Source organism: Pseudomonas thermotolerans DSM 14292 (assembly GCF_000364625.1).
Classification (GTDB): Bacteria; Pseudomonadota; Gammaproteobacteria; order Pseudomonadales; family Pseudomonadaceae; genus Aquipseudomonas; species Aquipseudomonas thermotolerans.
This window is the reverse complement of record NZ_KB822616.1, coordinates 67316-84058: the sequence shown is the minus strand read 5'-3', so window position 1 is coordinate 84058 and position 16743 is coordinate 67316. Positions and strand designations below refer to the sequence as shown.

The 16743-nt window shown below is 63.9% G+C and carries 14 protein-coding genes and 1 pseudogene; 11 read left to right on the top strand and 4 right to left on the bottom strand.

Features of this window, described 5'->3' with window-relative positions; all coding sequences use genetic code 11:
* A pseudogene (locus H165_RS19250) lies at window positions 1-612 on the top strand (IS5 family transposase); the annotation flags it as partial.
* A 221-nt stretch (window positions 613-833) separates the two neighbouring features.
* Here H165_RS19250 and gyrB read toward each other — a convergent pair.
* Genes gyrB through dnaA form a run of 4 tightly spaced genes read right to left on the bottom strand, consistent with a single transcriptional unit; the run spans window position 834 to window position 7014 of the window.
* Complete coding sequence (gene gyrB, locus H165_RS0113725; RefSeq protein WP_017939511.1) at window positions 834-3254, bottom strand: DNA topoisomerase (ATP-hydrolyzing) subunit B; 2421 nt, start codon at window positions 3252-3254, stop codon at window positions 834-836.
* A gap of 4 nt (window positions 3255-3258) precedes the next feature.
* Entirely contained in the window at window positions 3259-4350 is a 1092-nt protein-coding gene (gene recF, locus H165_RS0113720) for a DNA replication/repair protein RecF (protein ID WP_017939510.1), read from the bottom strand.
* A gap of 25 nt (window positions 4351-4375) precedes the next feature.
* Window positions 4376-5479, bottom strand: a complete 1104-nt coding sequence (dnaN, locus tag H165_RS0113715; RefSeq protein ID WP_017939509.1) for a DNA polymerase III subunit beta — start codon at window positions 5477-5479, stop codon at window positions 4376-4378.
* A 35-nt stretch (window positions 5480-5514) separates the two neighbouring features.
* Window positions 5515-7014, bottom strand: a complete 1500-nt coding sequence (gene dnaA, locus H165_RS0113710) for a chromosomal replication initiator protein DnaA (RefSeq protein WP_017939508.1) — start codon at window positions 7012-7014, stop codon at window positions 5515-5517.
* Between the two features lie 506 nt (window positions 7015-7520).
* Between dnaA and rpmH the strand changes: the two genes are divergently transcribed.
* The 10 genes from rpmH (at window position 7521) to H165_RS0113665 (ending at window position 16740) form a co-directional block, all read left to right on the top strand.
* The gene (gene rpmH / locus H165_RS0113705; protein WP_017939507.1) at window positions 7521-7655 is read left to right on the top strand and encodes a 50S ribosomal protein L34; all 135 of its coding nucleotides are present in this window, start codon (window positions 7521-7523) and stop codon (window positions 7653-7655) included.
* Between the two features lie 13 nt (window positions 7656-7668).
* On the top strand, window positions 7669-8073 hold the full coding sequence (gene rnpA, locus H165_RS0113700; protein ID WP_017939506.1) for a ribonuclease P protein component: 405 nt from the start codon (window positions 7669-7671) through the stop codon (window positions 8071-8073).
* A complete protein-coding gene (yidD, locus tag H165_RS19245; RefSeq protein WP_081609360.1) occupies window positions 8066-8314 on the top strand; it encodes a membrane protein insertion efficiency factor YidD in 249 nt (82 codons plus the stop codon). Before rnpA ends, yidD begins: the two co-directional genes overlap by 8 nt.
* 2 nt (window positions 8315-8316) lie before the next feature.
* Window positions 8317-9990: a membrane protein insertase YidC gene (gene yidC, locus H165_RS0113695; RefSeq protein ID WP_017939505.1), complete on the top strand. Its 1674-nt coding sequence runs from the start codon at window positions 8317-8319 to the stop codon at window positions 9988-9990.
* 75 nt (window positions 9991-10065) lie between these two features.
* Window positions 10066-11433: a tRNA uridine-5-carboxymethylaminomethyl(34) synthesis GTPase MnmE gene (mnmE, locus tag H165_RS0113690; RefSeq protein WP_017939504.1), complete on the top strand. Its 1368-nt coding sequence runs from the start codon at window positions 10066-10068 to the stop codon at window positions 11431-11433.
* Between the two features lie 508 nt (window positions 11434-11941).
* Window positions 11942-13834, top strand: coding sequence for a tRNA uridine-5-carboxymethylaminomethyl(34) synthesis enzyme MnmG (mnmG, locus tag H165_RS0113685; protein ID WP_026146630.1), 1893 nt, complete (start codon window positions 11942-11944; stop codon window positions 13832-13834).
* Window positions 13834-14481 (top strand): 16S rRNA (guanine(527)-N(7))-methyltransferase RsmG, encoded by a 648-nt coding sequence (gene rsmG, locus H165_RS0113680; RefSeq protein ID WP_017939502.1) that lies wholly within the window; start codon window positions 13834-13836, stop codon window positions 14479-14481. The genes mnmG and rsmG overlap by 1 nt, the downstream gene beginning before the upstream one ends.
* A 19-nt stretch (window positions 14482-14500) precedes the next feature.
* Window positions 14501-15298 (top strand): ParA family protein, encoded by a 798-nt coding sequence (locus H165_RS0113675; RefSeq protein ID WP_017939501.1) that lies wholly within the window; start codon window positions 14501-14503, stop codon window positions 15296-15298.
* 9 nt (window positions 15299-15307) lie between these two features.
* Complete coding sequence (locus H165_RS0113670) at window positions 15308-16180, top strand: ParB/RepB/Spo0J family partition protein (protein ID WP_017939500.1); 873 nt, start codon at window positions 15308-15310, stop codon at window positions 16178-16180.
* Between the two features lie 155 nt (window positions 16181-16335).
* Window positions 16336-16740, top strand: a complete 405-nt coding sequence (locus H165_RS0113665) for a F0F1 ATP synthase subunit I (protein ID WP_026146629.1) — start codon at window positions 16336-16338, stop codon at window positions 16738-16740.
* Window positions 16741-16743: the final 3 nt, after the last annotated feature.

Genomic DNA, 16743 nt, shown 5'->3' with positions numbered 1-16743 from the left:
CCTCCTCTGGATCCTGTGCTCAGGCGCAGCTTGGCGTGACCTGCCAGAGCGGTTTGGCCCATGGTCGACGGTGTATCAACGGTTTCGTGACTGGCGGGATGACGGTACGTTCGACCAAGTTCTTGAGCGTTTGCAGATTCGATTGAATCAGGAAGGACTGATTGATCTGGATACCTGGATGATCGACTCGACAGCGGTACGAGCAACCCGAGCCTCTTCTGGCGCCGGGAAAAAGGGGGGCCAGAAGAGCCGGTAGACCATGCGCTGGGACGTAGCCGAGGCGGCCTGACCACCAAGATTCATATGCTCTGCGATGTGTTGGCAGACAAGGGCTACGATGCCGAGCACTTGCGTCAGTACTGCGACCGTTACCGGATGCAGCCTGTGATTCCGCTGCGAACCATGAAACGCAAGCCCAAGCCGGGACTACCAAGGCTGTTCGACCGCCCGAAATACCGACAGCGCAACATTATCGAGCGGATGTTCGGCTGGCTGAAGGAGAGCCGCAGGATCGGCACTCGCTACGACAAGTTGGCAAGAAGTTTTGCCGCAATGGTCACGCTGGTTTGCACGCTGCGGTGCCTACGGCAGTACTTTTCGTTCAGAACCTAGCCGCCCCGCCGAATCTCCTAGAATTCGTCCACGCCAAAACGAGATTTTTCGCCTCTTCCTTGTAGCTTCACTACATAGCTCGCCTATGGGTGGTTGTGTGGCTATGCCTAAGAGCCTGATCTACAAAGAAAAACCCCGGCGCTAGGCCGGGGTAGTGACAGAAATTGTCATGACAATAACTCGTTAAATCATGCCAATTAACCTGCCCGTCGACAGCAGGCTCAGAAGTCCAGGTTGGACACCGCCAGGGCGTTGCTCTCGATGAACTCGCGACGCGGTTCCACTTCGTCGCCCATCAGGGTGTTGAACAGCTGGTCGGCGGCGATGGCGTCCTCGATGGTCACCCGCAGCATGCGACGGGCTTCCGGGTCCATGGTGGTTTCCCACAGCTGCTCGGGGTTCATCTCGCCGAGGCCCTTGTAGCGCTGGATGCTGTGGCGCTTGGTGCTTTCCGCCAGCAGCCACTCGAGGGCTTCCTTGAAGCTGGAGACCGTTTTCTTGCGCTCGCCGCGTTGCACGTAGGCGCCTTCTTCCAGCAGGTTGCTGAGGCGCTCGCCGAGGCTGGTGACGCTGCGGTAGTCGTTGCTGGCGAAGAAGTCGCGGTTGAAGGTGATGTAGCTGGACACCCCGTGGGCAGTCTGCTCGACCACCGGCAGCCACAGGCGGCGTTCGCGGTCTTCACGCAGGCTGGCCTTGTAACTGAGACCGGACTTCTCGGCGTCCTTGAGGCGTTCGCTGAACTTGGCCAGCCAGCCCTGCATGGTTTCCTGGTCGGCCAGGTCGTCGACGCCGACCCGTGGCAGGTAGACGAAGTGTTCGGTGAGCTCCTGCGGGTAGAGGCGCGACAGACGCTTGAGGGTCTTCATCACCGCCCGGTAGTCGTTGACCAGGGACTCCAGCGCCTCGCCAGCCAGGCCCGGGGCCGATTCGTTGACGTGCAGACTGGCATCCTCCAGGGCCGACTGGGTCATGTATTCCTCCATGGCCTCGTCGTCCTTGATGTACTGCTCCTGCTTGCCCTTCTTAACCTTGTACAGCGGCGGCTGGGCGATGTACACATAGCCGCGCTCGATCAGCTCCGGCAGTTGGCGGAAGAAGAAGGTCAGCAGCAGGGTACGGATGTGCGAACCGTCGACGTCGGCGTCGGTCATGATGATGATATTGTGGTAACGCAGCTTCTCGATGTTGTACTCCTCGCGGCCGATCCCGCAGCCCAGTGCGGTGATCAGGGTGCCGACCTCCTGGGAGGAAAGCATCTTGTCGAAGCGGGCCTTTTCTACGTTGAGGATCTTACCCTTGAGGGGCAGGATCGCCTGGGTACGGCGGTTGCGGCCCTGCTTGGCGGAGCCGCCGGCGGAGTCACCCTCCACTAGGAAGAGTTCGGAGAGCGCCGGGTCCTTTTCCTGGCAGTCGGCCAGCTTGCCGGGCAGGCCGGCGATGTCCAGGGCGCCCTTGCGGCGGGTCATCTCTCGAGCCTTGCGGGCCGCCTCACGGGCCCGCGCGGCATCGATCATCTTGCCGACCACGGCGCGGGCCTCATTGGGGTTCTCCAGCAGGTAGTCGGAGAAGAACTTGCCCATCTCCTGTTCCACCGCGGTCTTCACCTCGGAGGAGACCAGCTTGTCCTTGGTCTGCGAGCTGAACTTGGGATCCGGCACCTTCACCGAGATGATCGCAGTCAGGCCTTCGCGGGCGTCGTCACCGGTGGTGGCCACCTTGTGCTTCTTGGCCAGGCCTTCCTGCTCGATGTAGTTGTTCAGGTGGCGGGTGAGGGCGGAGCGGAAGCCGGCCAGGTGGGTACCGCCATCGCGCTGCGGAATGTTGTTGGTGAAGCAGAGGATGTTCTCGTTGAAGCTGTCGTTCCACTGCAGGGCGACCTCGACGCCAACCCCGTCCTCTTCACGCTGCACGCTGAAGTGAAACACCTGGTTCACCACGTTCTTGTTGGTGTTCAGGTATTCGACAAAGGCCTTGAGACCGCCCTCGTACTTGAACATCTCTTCCTTTCCGGTGCGCTCGTCGCGTAGCAGGATACCCACTCCGGAGTTCAGGAAGGACAGCTCGCGGATGCGCTTGGCGAGGATGTCCCAGCTGAAGTGGATGTTGCTGAAGGTCTCGGCCGAGGGCTTGAAGTGCACCTCGGTGCCTGTGCCTTCGGTATCGCCCACCGGGCGCAGGGGGAACTGCGGCACGCCGTGGTGGTAGACCTGTTCCCAGACCTTGCCATCGCGACGGATGGTCAGGCGCAGCTCCTCGGAGAGGGCGTTGACCACGGATACGCCCACCCCGTGCAGGCCGCCGGATACCTTGTAGGTGTTGTCGTCGAACTTACCGCCGGCATGCAGCACGGTCATGATTACCTCGGCGGCGGAGACCCCTTCCTCCTTATGGATGTCCACAGGAATGCCACGGCCGTTATCGCGCACGGTGATCGACTCGTCGGTGTGGATGGTCACCACGATCTCGCTGCAGAAGCCGGCCAGGGCCTCGTCGATGGAATTGTCCAGTACCTCGAAGACCATGTGATGAAGGCCGGTTCCATCGTCCGTGTCACCGATGTACATACCCGGACGCTTGCGCACCGCGTCCAGCCCCTTCAGCACCTTGATGCTGGAAGAGTCGTACGTTTTGTTTTCGCTCATGCCTTCACTCCCATGGTGTGATTCGGCCATGTTCCACGTGGAACATGGAGACCGGCGTATCCGCGTGCCAGCCGTCCATCAACAATTCGTGATCCACGCAGGTGATGAACACCTGGCAGTTCAATTCTTCCAACAGCCGACAGAGTGCCCGTCGGTGTTGCTCGTCCAGCTCCGACGGCAAGTCGTCCACCAGATAAATGCAGCGCCCGCGCTTGACCTGGCTGACCAGATGCCCCTGGGCGATCCGCAGGGCGCAGACCACCAGCTTCTGCTGGCCGCGCGACAGGATATCCGCCGCATTGTTCGAACCCAGCCGCAAGCGCAGGTCGGCACGCTGCGGTCCTGCCTGGGTATGGCCCAGTTGCTGGTCGCGGGTCAGGGATGCGGCAAGCACCTCGCTCAGCGCACGCTCCTTGTCCCAGCCGCGGTAGTAGCTGAGGGTCAGGCCCTCCAGCTCCACCAGCTCGCGCAGGGTGCTTTCGAACACGGGCTTCAGAGCCTGGATATAGGCCCTGCGATAAGTGTCGATTTCGTCGCTGGCCAGGCACAGCTCACGGTCCCAGGCCGCTTGTGACGCAGCGTCCAGTGTACCATGCCGCAGCCACGAGTTCCGCTGCCGCAGGGCTTTCTGTAGACGCTGCCAGGCCGGCAGAAAGCGAGGTTCCACGTGGAACACTCCCCAGTCGAGGAACTGCCGGCGCACCTTGGGCGCCCCCTCCAGTAGACGGAAACTGTCCGGGTTGATCAGCTGTAGCGGCATGATTTCGGCAAGCTGCGCCGCGCTGCGGGCATTCTGTCCGTCGATGCGGATAACGAACTCACCACTGCGCTCCCGGGACACCCCAATGTTGCACAGACGCCCTTCGGGCATGGACACCTGACCGAACACTGTGCAGGCCAGCTGCTCGTACTGGATCACCGGCTGCAGGCGTAAGCTGCGAAAGGAACGGGCCAGGCCGAGCAGGTGAACGGCCTCCAGCAGGCTGGTCTTGCCGCTGCCGTTGGCGCCGTGAAGGATGTTGATGCGCGGGGAGGGGGAGAGGGTCACCGCGTGCAGGTTGCGAACCGCGGTGACCGTGAGACGGCAGAGGGACATCGAGAGGGGAGGTAACCGGCCCCGGTTACAGGCGCATGGGCATGACGACGTAGGAGGAGTCGTCGTTGTCCGCTTCCTGGATCAGCGCACTGCTGTTGGCGTCGGACATGGTCAGGCGTACTTGGTCGGTGCTCATCACGCCGAGCACGTCGAGCAGGTAGCTGACGTTGAAGCCGATCTCCAGGGAGCCGCCGTTGTAATCCACCACCACTTCTTCTTCAGCCTCCTCCTGCTCGGGGTTGTTGGCCTGGATCTTCAGCAAGCCGGCGGAGAGCAGCAGGCGAATGCCGCGGTACTTCTCGTTGGAGAGAATGGCAGTGCGGCTGAAGGCCTCGCGCAGCGCCTGGCGATCGCCGACCACCAGCTTGTCGCCGCCACGGGGCAGCACCCGCTCGTAGTCGGGGAACTTGCCGTCCACCAGCTTGGAGGTGAAGGTGAATTCGCCGGTGGTGGCGCGGATATGGTGCTGGCCGAGAACCACGCTGACGCTGCCATCCTGCTCGGTGAGCAGACGGGCCAGTTCCAGGATGCCCTTGCGCGGCACGATCACCTGGTGGCGCTCGGTCTGCTCGATCTCGGCGGCCACGTTGCACAGCGCCAGGCGGTGGCCGTCGGTGGCCACGGCGCGCAGTTGGCCGCTCTGTACTTCCAGGAGCATGCCGTTCAGGTAGTAGCGCACGTCCTGCTGGGCCATGGCAAAGCTGGTGCGGTCGATCAGACGGCGCAGCTTGCTCTGGGCGATGCTGAAGGTCAGCGAGCCAGGGCCCTCCTCGACACTGGGGAAATCGTTGGCCGGCAGGGTGGACAGGGTGAAGCGACTGCGCCCGGCCTTGACCACCAGTTTCTGGTCATCGGTACGGATGTCGATCAGCGCGTCGCTGGGCAGGCTCTTGCAGATGTCCATCAGTTTGCGCGCCGGCACCGTAATCTCACCAGCCTCGGCCGGCTCCTCAAGAGTCACCCGGCCGACCAGCTCCACTTCTAGGTCGGTACCGGTCAGCGACAGCTGCTGGCCTTCGACCACCAGCAGAACGTTGGACAGCACCGGCAAGGTCTGGCGGCGTTCGACGACGCCAGCGACCAGTTGCAGGGGTTTCAACAGAGCCTCGCGTTGAATGGTGAAATGCATGGTCTAGTCCCTTGCCTCGTTCTTCGGGCTGCTTGTCAGGTGGTCAGGGTGCGCAGCAGGTTCTTGTAATCCTCGCGGATGTCCGCGTCGGACTCCCTCAGTTCAGCAATCTTACGGCAGGCATGCAGAACTGTGGTGTGGTCTCTTCCGCCAAAAGCATCGCCGATTTCCGGGAGGCTGTGATTGGTCAGTTCCTTGGACAGCGCCATAGCTACCTGGCGCGGCCGGGCGATGGAGCGCGAGCGGCGCTTGGAGAGCAGATCGGCGATCTTGATCTTGTAGTACTCGGCCACGGTACGCTGGATGTTGTCGATGCTCACCAGCTTGTCCTGCAGGGCCAGCAGGTCCTTCAGGGATTCGCGGATCAGCTCGATGGTGATGTCGCGGCCCATGAAGTGCGAGTGGGCGATCACCCGCTTCAGGGCGCCCTCCAGCTCGCGGACGTTGGAGCGGATGCGCTGGGCGATAAAGAAGGCGGCGTCGTGGGGCAGCTCGATCTTCGCCTGCTCGGCCTTCTTCATCAGGATGGCCACACGGGTCTCCAGCTCCGGCGGTTCCACCGCCACGGTCAGACCCCAGCCGAAACGCGACTTGAGACGCTCCTCGAGGCCCTCGATCTCCTTCGGGTAGCGGTCGCTGGTGAGGATCACCTGCTGGCCACCCTCGAGCAGGGCGTTGAAGGTGTGGAAGAACTCCTCCTGGGAGCGCTCCTTCTTGGCGAAGAACTGGATGTCGTCGATCAGCAGCGCGTCCACCGAACGGTAGAAGCGCTTGAACTCGTTGATGGCATTCAGCTGCAGCGCCTTGACCATGTCGGCCACGAAGCGCTCGGAATGCAGGTAGACCACCTTGGCGTTGGGGTTCTTCTTCAGCAGGTGGTTGCCCACCGCGTGCATCAGGTGAGTCTTGCCCAAGCCCACGCCGCCATAGAGGAACAACGGGTTGTAGCCATGCTTGGGATTGTCCGCCACTTGCCAGGCCGCGGCACGGGCTAACTGGTTGCTTTTGCCCTCGACAAAGTTCTCGAAGGTGAAGGTGCGGTTCAGGTAGCTGGTGTGCTTGAGCGCGCCTTCCACCTGCACGGAACGCTCGGTGCGCATCGCCGACGCCACCGGGGCGCTGCTCACCGCGGCCATGGGGTCGGGATTGGCCCGTGCGGCATCGATGGGCACCCCGTCCACCACCTGGCTGACAGGCGCGGGGGAGGGCGCCGGCGCCACTGCGGCCGGAGCCGGGGCAGGGGCAGGGGCCGTCACCGGGGTCGCCGGGGCCCGCCGCGCCGCCGCGCTGCGCTTGCTGCCGATCAGCAGGGACAACGCCGGAGCGAGGCCCTGGCTGCGCTCGTTGAGCAGCTCCAGCAGGCGGCCCAGGTACTTCTCGTTGACCCAGTCGAGAACGAAGCGGTTGGGGGCATAGACGCGCAGCTCATCGCTCGCTGCCTCGACCTGCAGCGGACGAATCCAGGTATTGAACTGCTGGGCCGGCAGCTCATCGCGAAGAAGCTCGATGCACTGCTGCCAAAGCTCGACTGACACGCATTACCCCCGGGGCCGGCATACGAAAAAACAGCGCCCATTGTATCCGCCACGCTCCTGGTTATCCACATGAAGATGGGGGCCAGGCCAAGGAAAATCAAAGCCTTAATAAAGGAAGGGGGATCCGGAAAAGACTGTGGATAAGCTCGTCGCAACCCCGGGGATAGCCGCCGGGACAAGCCGGTGGACAATCCTCTTGTGGATAGATCCGCCTTCCATCCCCAGCCGATCCTCACCCGCCGCACACCCAGGGCACCGCTTATGGACAGTTTTCTACAACGCTGAGAGCCAGTGTTTTCGATATCTACAGGGAGTTTTCCACAGAAGGTCCGGGTACCAATGCATTAAAAGCTCTACAGAAAAGCTTAAAATGCTTTTTCTTCATTTTTCTTTTTGTCTGCCAGGTTCTGGTTGGAAATTGACCTGCTTGGCGGCTTTCTCTAGAATTGCCCGTCTCTTAAAACGGGGGCCATCCCGGCCCGTTGTCGATCACCAGGTAAAACGTCATGAAACGTACTTTCCAACCCAGCGTCCTCAAGCGCGTTCGCACCCACGGTTTCCGTGCTCGCATGGCCACCAAGAACGGCCGTCAAGTCCTGTCGCGTCGCCGCGCCAAGGGCCGCAAGCGTCTGACCGTCTGATCCTGCAGTCCCGGTGGTGAGTCAAGGCTTCGGTCGAGAAAAGCGCCTGCTGACACCTCGACAGTTCAAAGCGGTCTTCGACTCTCCCAGCGCCAAGGTTCCCGGCAAGAACGTCCTGCTTCTCGCCCGTCAGAACGAACTGGACCATCCCCGCCTGGGGCTGGTCATCGGCAAGAAGAGCGTCAAGCTCTCGGTCGAGCGCAATCGACTCAAGCGCGTCATCCGCAACTCGTTCCGCCTCAACCAGGCCATCCTGGCCGGCTGGGACATAGTGGTGGTGGCCCGCAAGGGGATTGCCGAGCAGACCAACGCAGAGCTCGCCGAACACTTCGGCAAGCTCTGGAAGCGTCTGGCGAGAAGCAGGCAGGCCGCGGAGTCCCCACCTCCGGCCGGCAAGGGCGAAGGCTCCCATGCGTAAACTGGCGCTCATCCCGATCCAGTTCTATCGCTATGCCATCAGTCCGATGATGGGCCGCCATTGCCGTTTCTATCCCAGCTGCTCCTGCTACGCCTACGAGGCCATCGACCAGCATGGTCTTCTGCGCGGCGGCTGGCTGACCCTGCGCCGGCTCGCCCGCTGCCACCCTTGGCACCCTGGGGGATACGATCCAGTGCCTCCCGCATCTACAACAACCCGATCCAATTCGATGGCCGAGTAATCATGGATATCAAACGCTCGATCCTGATCGTCGCCCTGGCAATCGTGTCCTACCTGATCGTTCTACAGTGGAACCAGGACTACGGACAGGCTGCCCTGCCGCCTTCCAGCACCGCCAATGCCAGCATGCCGTCCCTGCCGGAGGGCTCCTCGGCGGCGCAGAACGATGCCGACGTGCCCACTGCCCAGGGCGAGGCCGACGTCAGCCTGGCCACCGCGCCCAGCGCCCCAGCTAGCCACCAGCTGATCCGCGTGAAGACCGACGTCCTCGAACTGGCTATCGATCCGCGCGGCGGCGACGTGGTGCAGTTGCACCTGCCCAAGTATCCGCGCCGTCAGGATCGCCCGGACGTGCCCTTCCAGCTGTTCGACAACGGCAACGAGCGCCTCTACTTGGCGCAGAGCGGTCTGACCGGCCGCAACGGCCCGGACGCCCGCCCGGTGGGTCGTCCGCTGTACGCCAGCGCCCAGCAGGAATACCAGCTGGCCGACGGCCAGGAACACCTGGTGGTGGAGCTAACCTTCAGCGAGAACGGCGTCAACTACATCAAGCGCTTCAGCTTCGCGCGCGGCCACTACGACTTCGCAGTCAGCTACCGCATCGACAACCAGAGCGAGCAACCCTGGAACGGCAACCTGTTCGCCCAGCTCAAGCGCGACGCCAGCGGCGATCCCTCGTCGACCACCGCCACCGGCACCGCCACCTACCTAGGCGCCGCCCTGTGGACCCCGGACGAGCCCTACAAGAAGGTGTCCATGAAGGACATGGACAAGCAGAGCCTCAAGGAGACCGTGCAGGGTGGCTGGGTGGCCTGGCTGCAGCACTATTTCGTCACGGCCTGGATCCCGGCCAAGAACGAGAACCACAGCGTACAGACCCGCAAGGACGGCCAGGGCAACTACATCATCGGCTTCACCGGCCCGACTCTCAGCGTCGCCCCGGGCAGCCAGGCGGAAACCGGCGCCACCCTGTACGCCGGGCCGAAGATCCAGAAGGACCTCAAGGCCCTTTCTCCCGGCCTGGAGCTGACCGTCGACTACGGCTTCCTGTGGTTCATCGCCCAGCCGATCTTCTGGCTGCTGGAACATATCCACAGTCTGCTCGGCAACTGGGGCTGGTCGATCATCGTCCTGACCATCATCATCAAGCTGGCCTTCTTCCCGCTGTCGGCCGCCAGCTACAAGTCCATGGCGCGCATGCGCGCGGTGTCGCCGAAGCTGCAGGCCCTCAAGGAGCAGTACGGCGACGATCGTCAGAAGATGTCCCAGGCGATGATGGAGCTGTACAAGAAGGAGAAGATCAACCCGCTGGGTGGCTGTCTGCCGATCCTGGTGCAGATGCCGGTGTTCCTCGCCCTCTACTGGGTGCTGCTGGAAAGCGTGGAGATGCGCCAGGCGCCCTGGCTGCTGTGGATCACCGACCTGTCGATCAAGGACCCCTACTTCCTGCTGCCGATCATCATGGGCGCCACCATGTTCATCCAGCAGCAGCTCAACCCGACTCCACCGGATCCCATGCAGGCCCGAGTAATGAAGCTGATGCCGATCATCTTCACCTTCTTCTTCCTGTGGTTCCCGGCCGGTCTGGTGCTCTACTGGGTGGTCAACAACATCCTGTCCATCGGCCAGCAGTGGTACATTACCCGCAAGCTCGAGGCGGCAGCCAAGCCGGCCTGACCGGCCTTCGGCGCCCCACGGACCTGAACGCAGACGCCCCCTCGTGGGGCGTTTTGCTATGTGGAGAGAACTGCCATGAACACCATCCGCGACACCATCGCCGCCGTCGCCACCGCCCAAGGCCGCGGTGGCGTGGGAATCGTGCGGGTCTCCGGCCCGCGTGCGCGGGCCATCGCCATTACCCTGAGTGGCCTAGAACCCAAACCGCGGCACGCCCACTATGGTCCCTGGTACGGCGATGACGGCGAGGTGATCGACGAGGGTATCCTGCTGTTCTTCCCCGGCCCGCACTCCTTTACCGGCGAGGACGTCCTGGAACTGCAGGGCCACGGCGGTCCGGTGGTGCTCGACATGCTACTGCGCCGCTGCCTGGAGCTGGGCGCCCGCCAGGCCCGTCCCGGCGAGTTCAGTGAGCGCGCCTTCCTCAACGACAAGCTCGACCTGGCCCAAGCCGAAGCCATCGCCGACCTCATCGAGGCCAGCTCGGAACAGGCCGCGCGCAACGCCCTGCGCTCCCTGCAGGGCGAGTTCTCGCGGCGCGTCCACACGCTCACCGAGAAGCTCATCGCCCTGCGCATCCACGTGGAGGCGGCCATCGACTTTCCCGAGGAGGAGATCGACTTCCTCGCCGACGGCCAGGTGCTCGGTCAACTGGAGGAGGTGCGCCGCTACCTCGCCGAGGTGCTGCACGAGGCCGGTCAGGGCGCCCTGCTGCGCGACGGCATGACAGTGGTGATCGCCGGCCGGCCGAACGCCGGCAAATCCAGCCTGCTCAATGCCCTGGCCGGACGTGAGGCGGCGATCGTCACCGACATCGCCGGTACCACCCGCGACGTGTTGCGCGAACATATCCACATCGACGGCATGCCACTGCACGTAGTGGATACCGCCGGGCTGCGCGCCACCGACGACCAGGTTGAACGCATCGGTGTGGAGCGCGCCCTCAAGGCCATCGAAGAGGCCGACCGGGTACTGCTGGTGGTGGACTCCACCTCCCCCGAGGCCGCCGATCCCTTCGCCCTCTGGCCGGAATTCCTCGACCGCCGCCCCGATCCGGCGCGGGTCACCCTGATCCGCAACAAGGCCGACCTGTCCGGCGAGCCGGTGGAAATCGAGACCAGCGCCGACGGCCACGTCACCCTCAGCTTATCGGCCAGGTCCCTGGCAGGTCTCGAGCTGCTACGCGAGCACCTGAAGGCCTGCATGGGCTATCAGCAGACCGCGGAAAGCGGCTTCAGCGCCCGCCGCCGGCACCTGGAGGCGCTGCGCCAGGCGCAGGCCCACCTCGACCACGGCCATGCCCAGTTGACCCAGGCCGGTGCCGGCGAACTGCTCGCCGAGGACCTGCGCCAGGCCCAGAAGGCCCTCGGCGAGATCACCGGCGCCTTCAGTTCCGACGACCTGCTGGGACGGATCTTCTCCAGCTTCTGCATCGGCAAGTAGACCCTGCACCCGCCGGCAGGGCTTTCAGGCGCTGCCGGGCCGATTGGCTTTCGCATGCCGATCACTACCCGCCGACACGCATCCGTGCTCATCCACAGCTGCCGCGCGCCTTCCTGAACCCTGTGGACAACCTGCCCTGAACCCTGCCCATAACCCGGAGGAAAAGCCTCAGGACAACTCCCCTGTGGATAACGGTGCCATTGCTCCACAGCCCTCACCCAGCTTGATACCGGGATAATGCCAGCCAGAACACAGACTTATACCGCGACGAAAAGCTTGCCGCGCAAGGGATATGGAGTGTTATCCACAGAAACGGGATTCCCTATACATAAACATAAAAACCAAGCTCTATAAAAATTCTGTCTTTTTATTCGTTTTTATCCTGCCGCCTGCCTGCAATCCGCAGGATTGTCTATTTTTTGTGCAGAAGGCTTCATTAGAAGTGGGGAAGTCCCTATACTTGCCGCCCTCCCCCCCTTCTTCATTTCCGAACAGGCACGAGGTGCGTGTGGATTACCCTTCCCGTTTTGATGTGATCGTGATCGGCGGAGGCCATGCCGGCACCGAGGCCGCGCTCGCTGCAGCACGCATGGGCGTGAAGACCCTGCTGCTGACCCATAACGTGGAAACCCTCGGTCAGATGAGCTGCAACCCGGCCATCGGCGGCATCGGCAAGAGCCATCTGGTGAAGGAGATCGACGCCCTCGGCGGCGCCATGGCTCACGCCACCGACCGCGGCGGCATCCAGTTCCGCATCCTCAACAGCCGCAAGGGCCCAGCGGTGCGCGCCACCCGTGCCCAGGCCGACCGGGTGCTGTACAAGGCGGCGATCCGCCAACTCCTGGAAAACCAACCGAACCTGTGGATATTCCAGCAGGCCTGCGATGACCTGATCGTCGAGAACGGCGAGGTCAAGGGCGCGGTGACCCAGATGGGGCTGCGCTTTTACGCCACTTCCGTGGTGCTCACTGCCGGGACCTTCCTCGGCGGACTTATCCACATCGGCCTGCAGAACTACTCCGGCGGGCGTGCCGGGGATCCGCCGGCCATCGCCCTGGCTCAACGCCTGCGTGAGCTGCCGCTGCGCGTCGGCCGCCTGAAGACCGGCACCCCGCCGCGCATCGACGGCCGTACCGTGGACTTTTCGGTGATGACCGAACAGCCCGGCGACACTCCGACCCCGGTGATGTCTTTCCTCGGTTCCCGGGACGAGCACCCACGCCAGGTGAGCTGTTGGATCACCCACACCAATGCCCGCACCCACGAGATCATCGCCAGCAACCTGGACCGCTCGCCCATGTACTCCGGGGTGATCGAGGGCATCGGCCCGCGCTACTGCCCGTCCATCGAGGACAAGATCCATCGCTTCGCCGACAAGGACAGTCACCAGGTGTTCATTGAGCCCGAGGGCCTGAGCACCAACGAGCTTTACCCCAACGGCATCTCCACCTCGCTGCCCTTTGATGTGCAGCTGCAGATCGTCCGCTCCATCCGCGGCATGGAGAACGCCCACATAGTGCGGCCGGGCTACGCCATCGAGTACGACTTCTTCGATCCGCGGGATCTGAAGACCAGCCTGGAGACCAAGGTGATCGCCGGCCTGTTCTTCGCCGGGCAGATCAACGGCACCACCGGCTACGAGGAAGCCGGTGCCCAGGGCCTGCTCGCCGGTGCCAACGCCGCCCTGCGCGCCATGGGCCGCGAGCCCTGGTGCCCGCGCCGCGACGAGGCCTACATCGGCGTTCTGGTGGACGACCTGATCACCCTGGGCACCCAGGAGCCCTACCGCATGTTCACCTCCCGCGCCGAGTACCGGCTGATCCTCCGCGAGGACAACGCCGACCTGCGCCTCACCGAGAAGGGCCGCGAGCTGGGCCTGGTGGACGACGCCCGTTGGGAAGCCTTCTGCCGCAAGCGCGAAGCCATCGAGCGCGAGGAACAGCGCCTGAAGAGCACCTGGGTGCGTCCCAACACCCCGCAGGGCGAGGCCATTGCCGCGCGTTTCGGCACGCCGCTGAACCATGAGTACAACCTGCTGGCCCTGCTCAGCCGGCCGGAGATCGACTACGCCGGTCTGGCCGAAGTCACCGGAGGGGGCGCCGCGGATCCCCAGGTCGCCGAGCAGGTGGAGATCAAGACCAAGTACGCCGGCTACATCGATCGCCAGCAGGAAGAGATCGCCCGCCTGCGCGCCCATGAGGACACCCGTCTCCCCCCGGACCTGGACTACGCGGCCATCTCCGGGCTGTCCAAGGAGATTCAGCACAAGCTCGGCCAGCACCGTCCGGAAACCCTCGGCCAGGCCTCGCGCATCCCCGGGGTGACTCCGGCGGCGATCTCCCTGCTGCTGATCCATCTGAAGAAACGCGGCGCCGTCCGCCAACTGGAGCAGAGCGCCTGATGTCCCTGGTCACCGAGCGCCATGCCGAGGAGCTCGCGCAGGGCGCGCGGGAGCTCGGTCTGGAATTGACCGCGCAGCAGCAGGAGCTGCTGATCGCCTACCTGGGCCTGCTGATCAAGTGGAACCAGGCCTATAACCTCACTGCGGTGCGCAACCCCGACGAGATGGTCTCCCGTCACCTGCTGGACAGCCTCAGCGTGGTGCCCTACGTGGCCGAAGGCGGCGACAGCTGGCTGGACGTCGGCAGCGGCGGCGGCATGCCCGGGGTGCCCCTGGCCATCCTGTTCCCGCAGCGGCGCTTCATCCTGCTGGATTCCAATGGCAAGAAGACCCGCTTCCTCACCCAGGTGCGGCTGGAGCTGAAACTGGCCAACCTCGAGGTGGTCCATGCCCGGGTCGAGGCCTTCCGTCCGGCCGCGCCCTTTTCCGGCATCGTCTCTCGGGCCTTCAGCGAGCTGAAGAACTTCACCGACTGGACCCGCCACCTGGGGAATCAGGATACCCGCTGGCTGGCGATGAAAGGCGTGCACCCGGACGACGAGCTGCAGGCACTGCCCGCCGACTTCCGCCTGGAAGCCTGTCAGGTGCTCAGGGTTCCCGGTTGCCAAGGGCAACGCCATCTGTTGATACTGCGCCGCACCCACTGACTGGAATAGAACGCCGACCATGGCCAAAGTGCTCGCTATCGCCAACCAGAAAGGGGGCGTAGCCAAGACCACGACCTGCATCAACCTGGCGGCCTCGCTGGTCGCCACCCGGCGGCGCGTGCTGCTGATCGACCTTGACCCGCAGGGCAATGCCACCACCGGCAGCGGCGTGGACAAGCTGGCCCTCGAGCATTCCATCTACGACGTACTGATCGGCAGCTGCAGCCTAGTCGAGGCCATGCAGCTCTCCGAACATGGCGGCTACCAGCTGCTGCCGGCCAACCGCGACCTGACCGCCGCCGAGGTGGCCCTGCTCGACCTGCCGAACAAGGAGAAACGCCTGCGCGAAGCCCTGGCGCCGGTGCGCGAGAATTACGACTACATCCTCATCGACTGCCCGCCGTCGCTGTCGATGCTCACCGTCAACGCCCTGGTGGCCGCCGACGGGGTGATCATCCCCATGCAATGCGAATACTACGCGCTGGAGGGGCTCACCGACCTGATCAACACCATCCAGCGGATCAGCCAGCTGCTCAACCCGACACTGAAGATCGAGGGGCTGCTGCGCACCATGTACGACCCGCGCATCAGCCTGACCAACGAGGTCTCCGAGCAGCTCAAGGCGCACTTCGGCGACAAGCTCTACGACACTGTCATCCCGCGCAACGTACGACTCGCCGAGGCACCCAGCCACGGCATGCCGGCGCTGGTCTACGACAAGCAATCCCGCGGCGCGCTGGCCTACCTGGCGCTGGCCGGCGAACTCTCGCGCCGCCAGCGCCAGGCCGCGCGTACGGCGCCCGCCACCCAAGCATAAGGAATCCCCATGGCCAGCAAGAAACGTGGTCTAGGACGCGGTTTGGACGCCCTGCTCGGCGGAAACAGCGTCACCACCCTCCAGGAAGAGGCGGCCCGTGCCGACAGCCGCGAACTGCAGCACCTGCCCCTGGAACTGATCCAGCGCGGCAAGTACCAGCCGCGCCGCGACATGGATCCGGCCGCCCTCGAGGAGCTGGCCCAGTCCATCAAGGCCCAGGGCGTCATGCAGCCCATCGTGGTGCGCCCGATCGGTGGCGGCCGCTACGAGATCATCGCAGGCGAGCGACGCTGGCGGGCCAGCCAGCAGGCCGGTCTGGACAGGATCCCCGCCCTGGTCCGCGACGTCCCCGACGAGGCGGCGATCGCCATGGCGCTGATCGAGAACATCCAGCGCGAGGACCTCAACCCCATCGAGGAAGCCATCGCCCTGCAGCGCCTGCAGCAGGAATTCCAGCTCACCCAGCAGCAGGTCGCCGAGGCGGTGGGCAAGTCGCGGGTGACCATCACCAACCTGCTGCGCCTGATCGCCCTGCCCGAGGAGGTGAAGACCCTGCTCGCCCATGGCGATCTGGAGATGGGGCATGCCCGCGCGCTGCTCGGTCTGCCCGCGGAACGGCAGGTGGAAGGGGCGCGACACGTTGTCGCACGAGGCCTCACCGTGCGACAGACCGAAGCCCTGGTCCGGCAGTGGCTGAACGCCAAGGAAAAGCCCGCGGCCAGCAACAGGAACGATCCGGATATTAGCCGCCTTGAGCAGCGTTTGGCCGAGAAGCTCGGGGCTCCGGTGCAGATCAAGCACGGACAGAAGGGAAAGGGACAGCTGGTGATTCGCTACAGTTCCCTGGACGAATTGCAGGGCGTGCTCGCCCACATCCGCTGAAAAAGCCCTGTCTGCCGATGTAGCGGGTGGTCGGATTTCACTACCGGCCAGTTGAACAGGGGGGGAACCCCCCCTATACTCTGCGCGCATTTTGTCGGCACAAACTATGCCAAGTCATTGATTTAGCGCCTGCCGACGTTCCAGGAGTATGAACGGTGGAACATCGCATGCCGAACCGCCTGCCCTTCCACCGTCTGCCGGTTTTCCCGGTGCTTCTCGCCCAGTTGATCGGGCTTTGTGTGATGGCCGTCCTGTTGTGGGGTTGGCTGGGGACGGTCGCCGGTTACTCGGCGCTGCTCGGTGGTCTGATCGCCTGGCTGCCGAATCTGTATTTCGCCCACAAGGCGTTCCGCTTCGGCGGGGCGCGGGCCGCCCGGGAGATCGTCCGCTCCTTCTATGCGGGCGAGGCGGGCAAGCTGGTTTTCACGGCAGTGCTGTTCGCACTGACGTTTGCGGGGGTGAAGCCGCTGGTGGTGCCGGCGCTGTTCGGTACCTTCCTGTTGGTCTTGGCGATCAACTGGTTTGCCCCCTGGTTGATAAGACGATTTTCAAGACCTTAGAGC

Excerpts from the sequence above, each read along its gene's own strand:
- gyrB (WP_017939511.1), bottom strand. The coding sequence starts at position 3,254 with ATGAGCGAAAACAAAACGTACGACTCTTCCAGCATCAAGGTGCTGAAG.
- recF (WP_017939510.1), bottom strand. The coding sequence starts at position 4,350 with ATGTCCCTCTGCCGTCTCACGGTCACCGCGGTTCGCAACCTGCACGCG.
- dnaN (WP_017939509.1), bottom strand. The coding sequence starts at position 5,479 with ATGCATTTCACCATTCAACGCGAGGCTCTGTTGAAACCCCTGCAACTG.
- rpmH (WP_017939507.1), top strand. The coding sequence starts at position 7,521 with ATGAAACGTACTTTCCAACCCAGCGTCCTCAAGCGCGTTCGCACCCAC.
- yidD (WP_081609360.1), top strand. The coding sequence starts at position 8,066 with ATGCGTAAACTGGCGCTCATCCCGATCCAGTTCTATCGCTATGCCATC.
- yidC (WP_017939505.1), top strand. The coding sequence starts at position 8,317 with ATGGATATCAAACGCTCGATCCTGATCGTCGCCCTGGCAATCGTGTCC.
- mnmE (WP_017939504.1), top strand. The coding sequence starts at position 10,066 with ATGAACACCATCCGCGACACCATCGCCGCCGTCGCCACCGCCCAAGGC.
- rsmG (WP_017939502.1), top strand. The coding sequence starts at position 13,834 with ATGTCCCTGGTCACCGAGCGCCATGCCGAGGAGCTCGCGCAGGGCGCG.
- H165_RS0113675 (WP_017939501.1), top strand. The coding sequence starts at position 14,501 with ATGGCCAAAGTGCTCGCTATCGCCAACCAGAAAGGGGGCGTAGCCAAG.
- H165_RS0113670 (WP_017939500.1), top strand. The coding sequence starts at position 15,308 with ATGGCCAGCAAGAAACGTGGTCTAGGACGCGGTTTGGACGCCCTGCTC.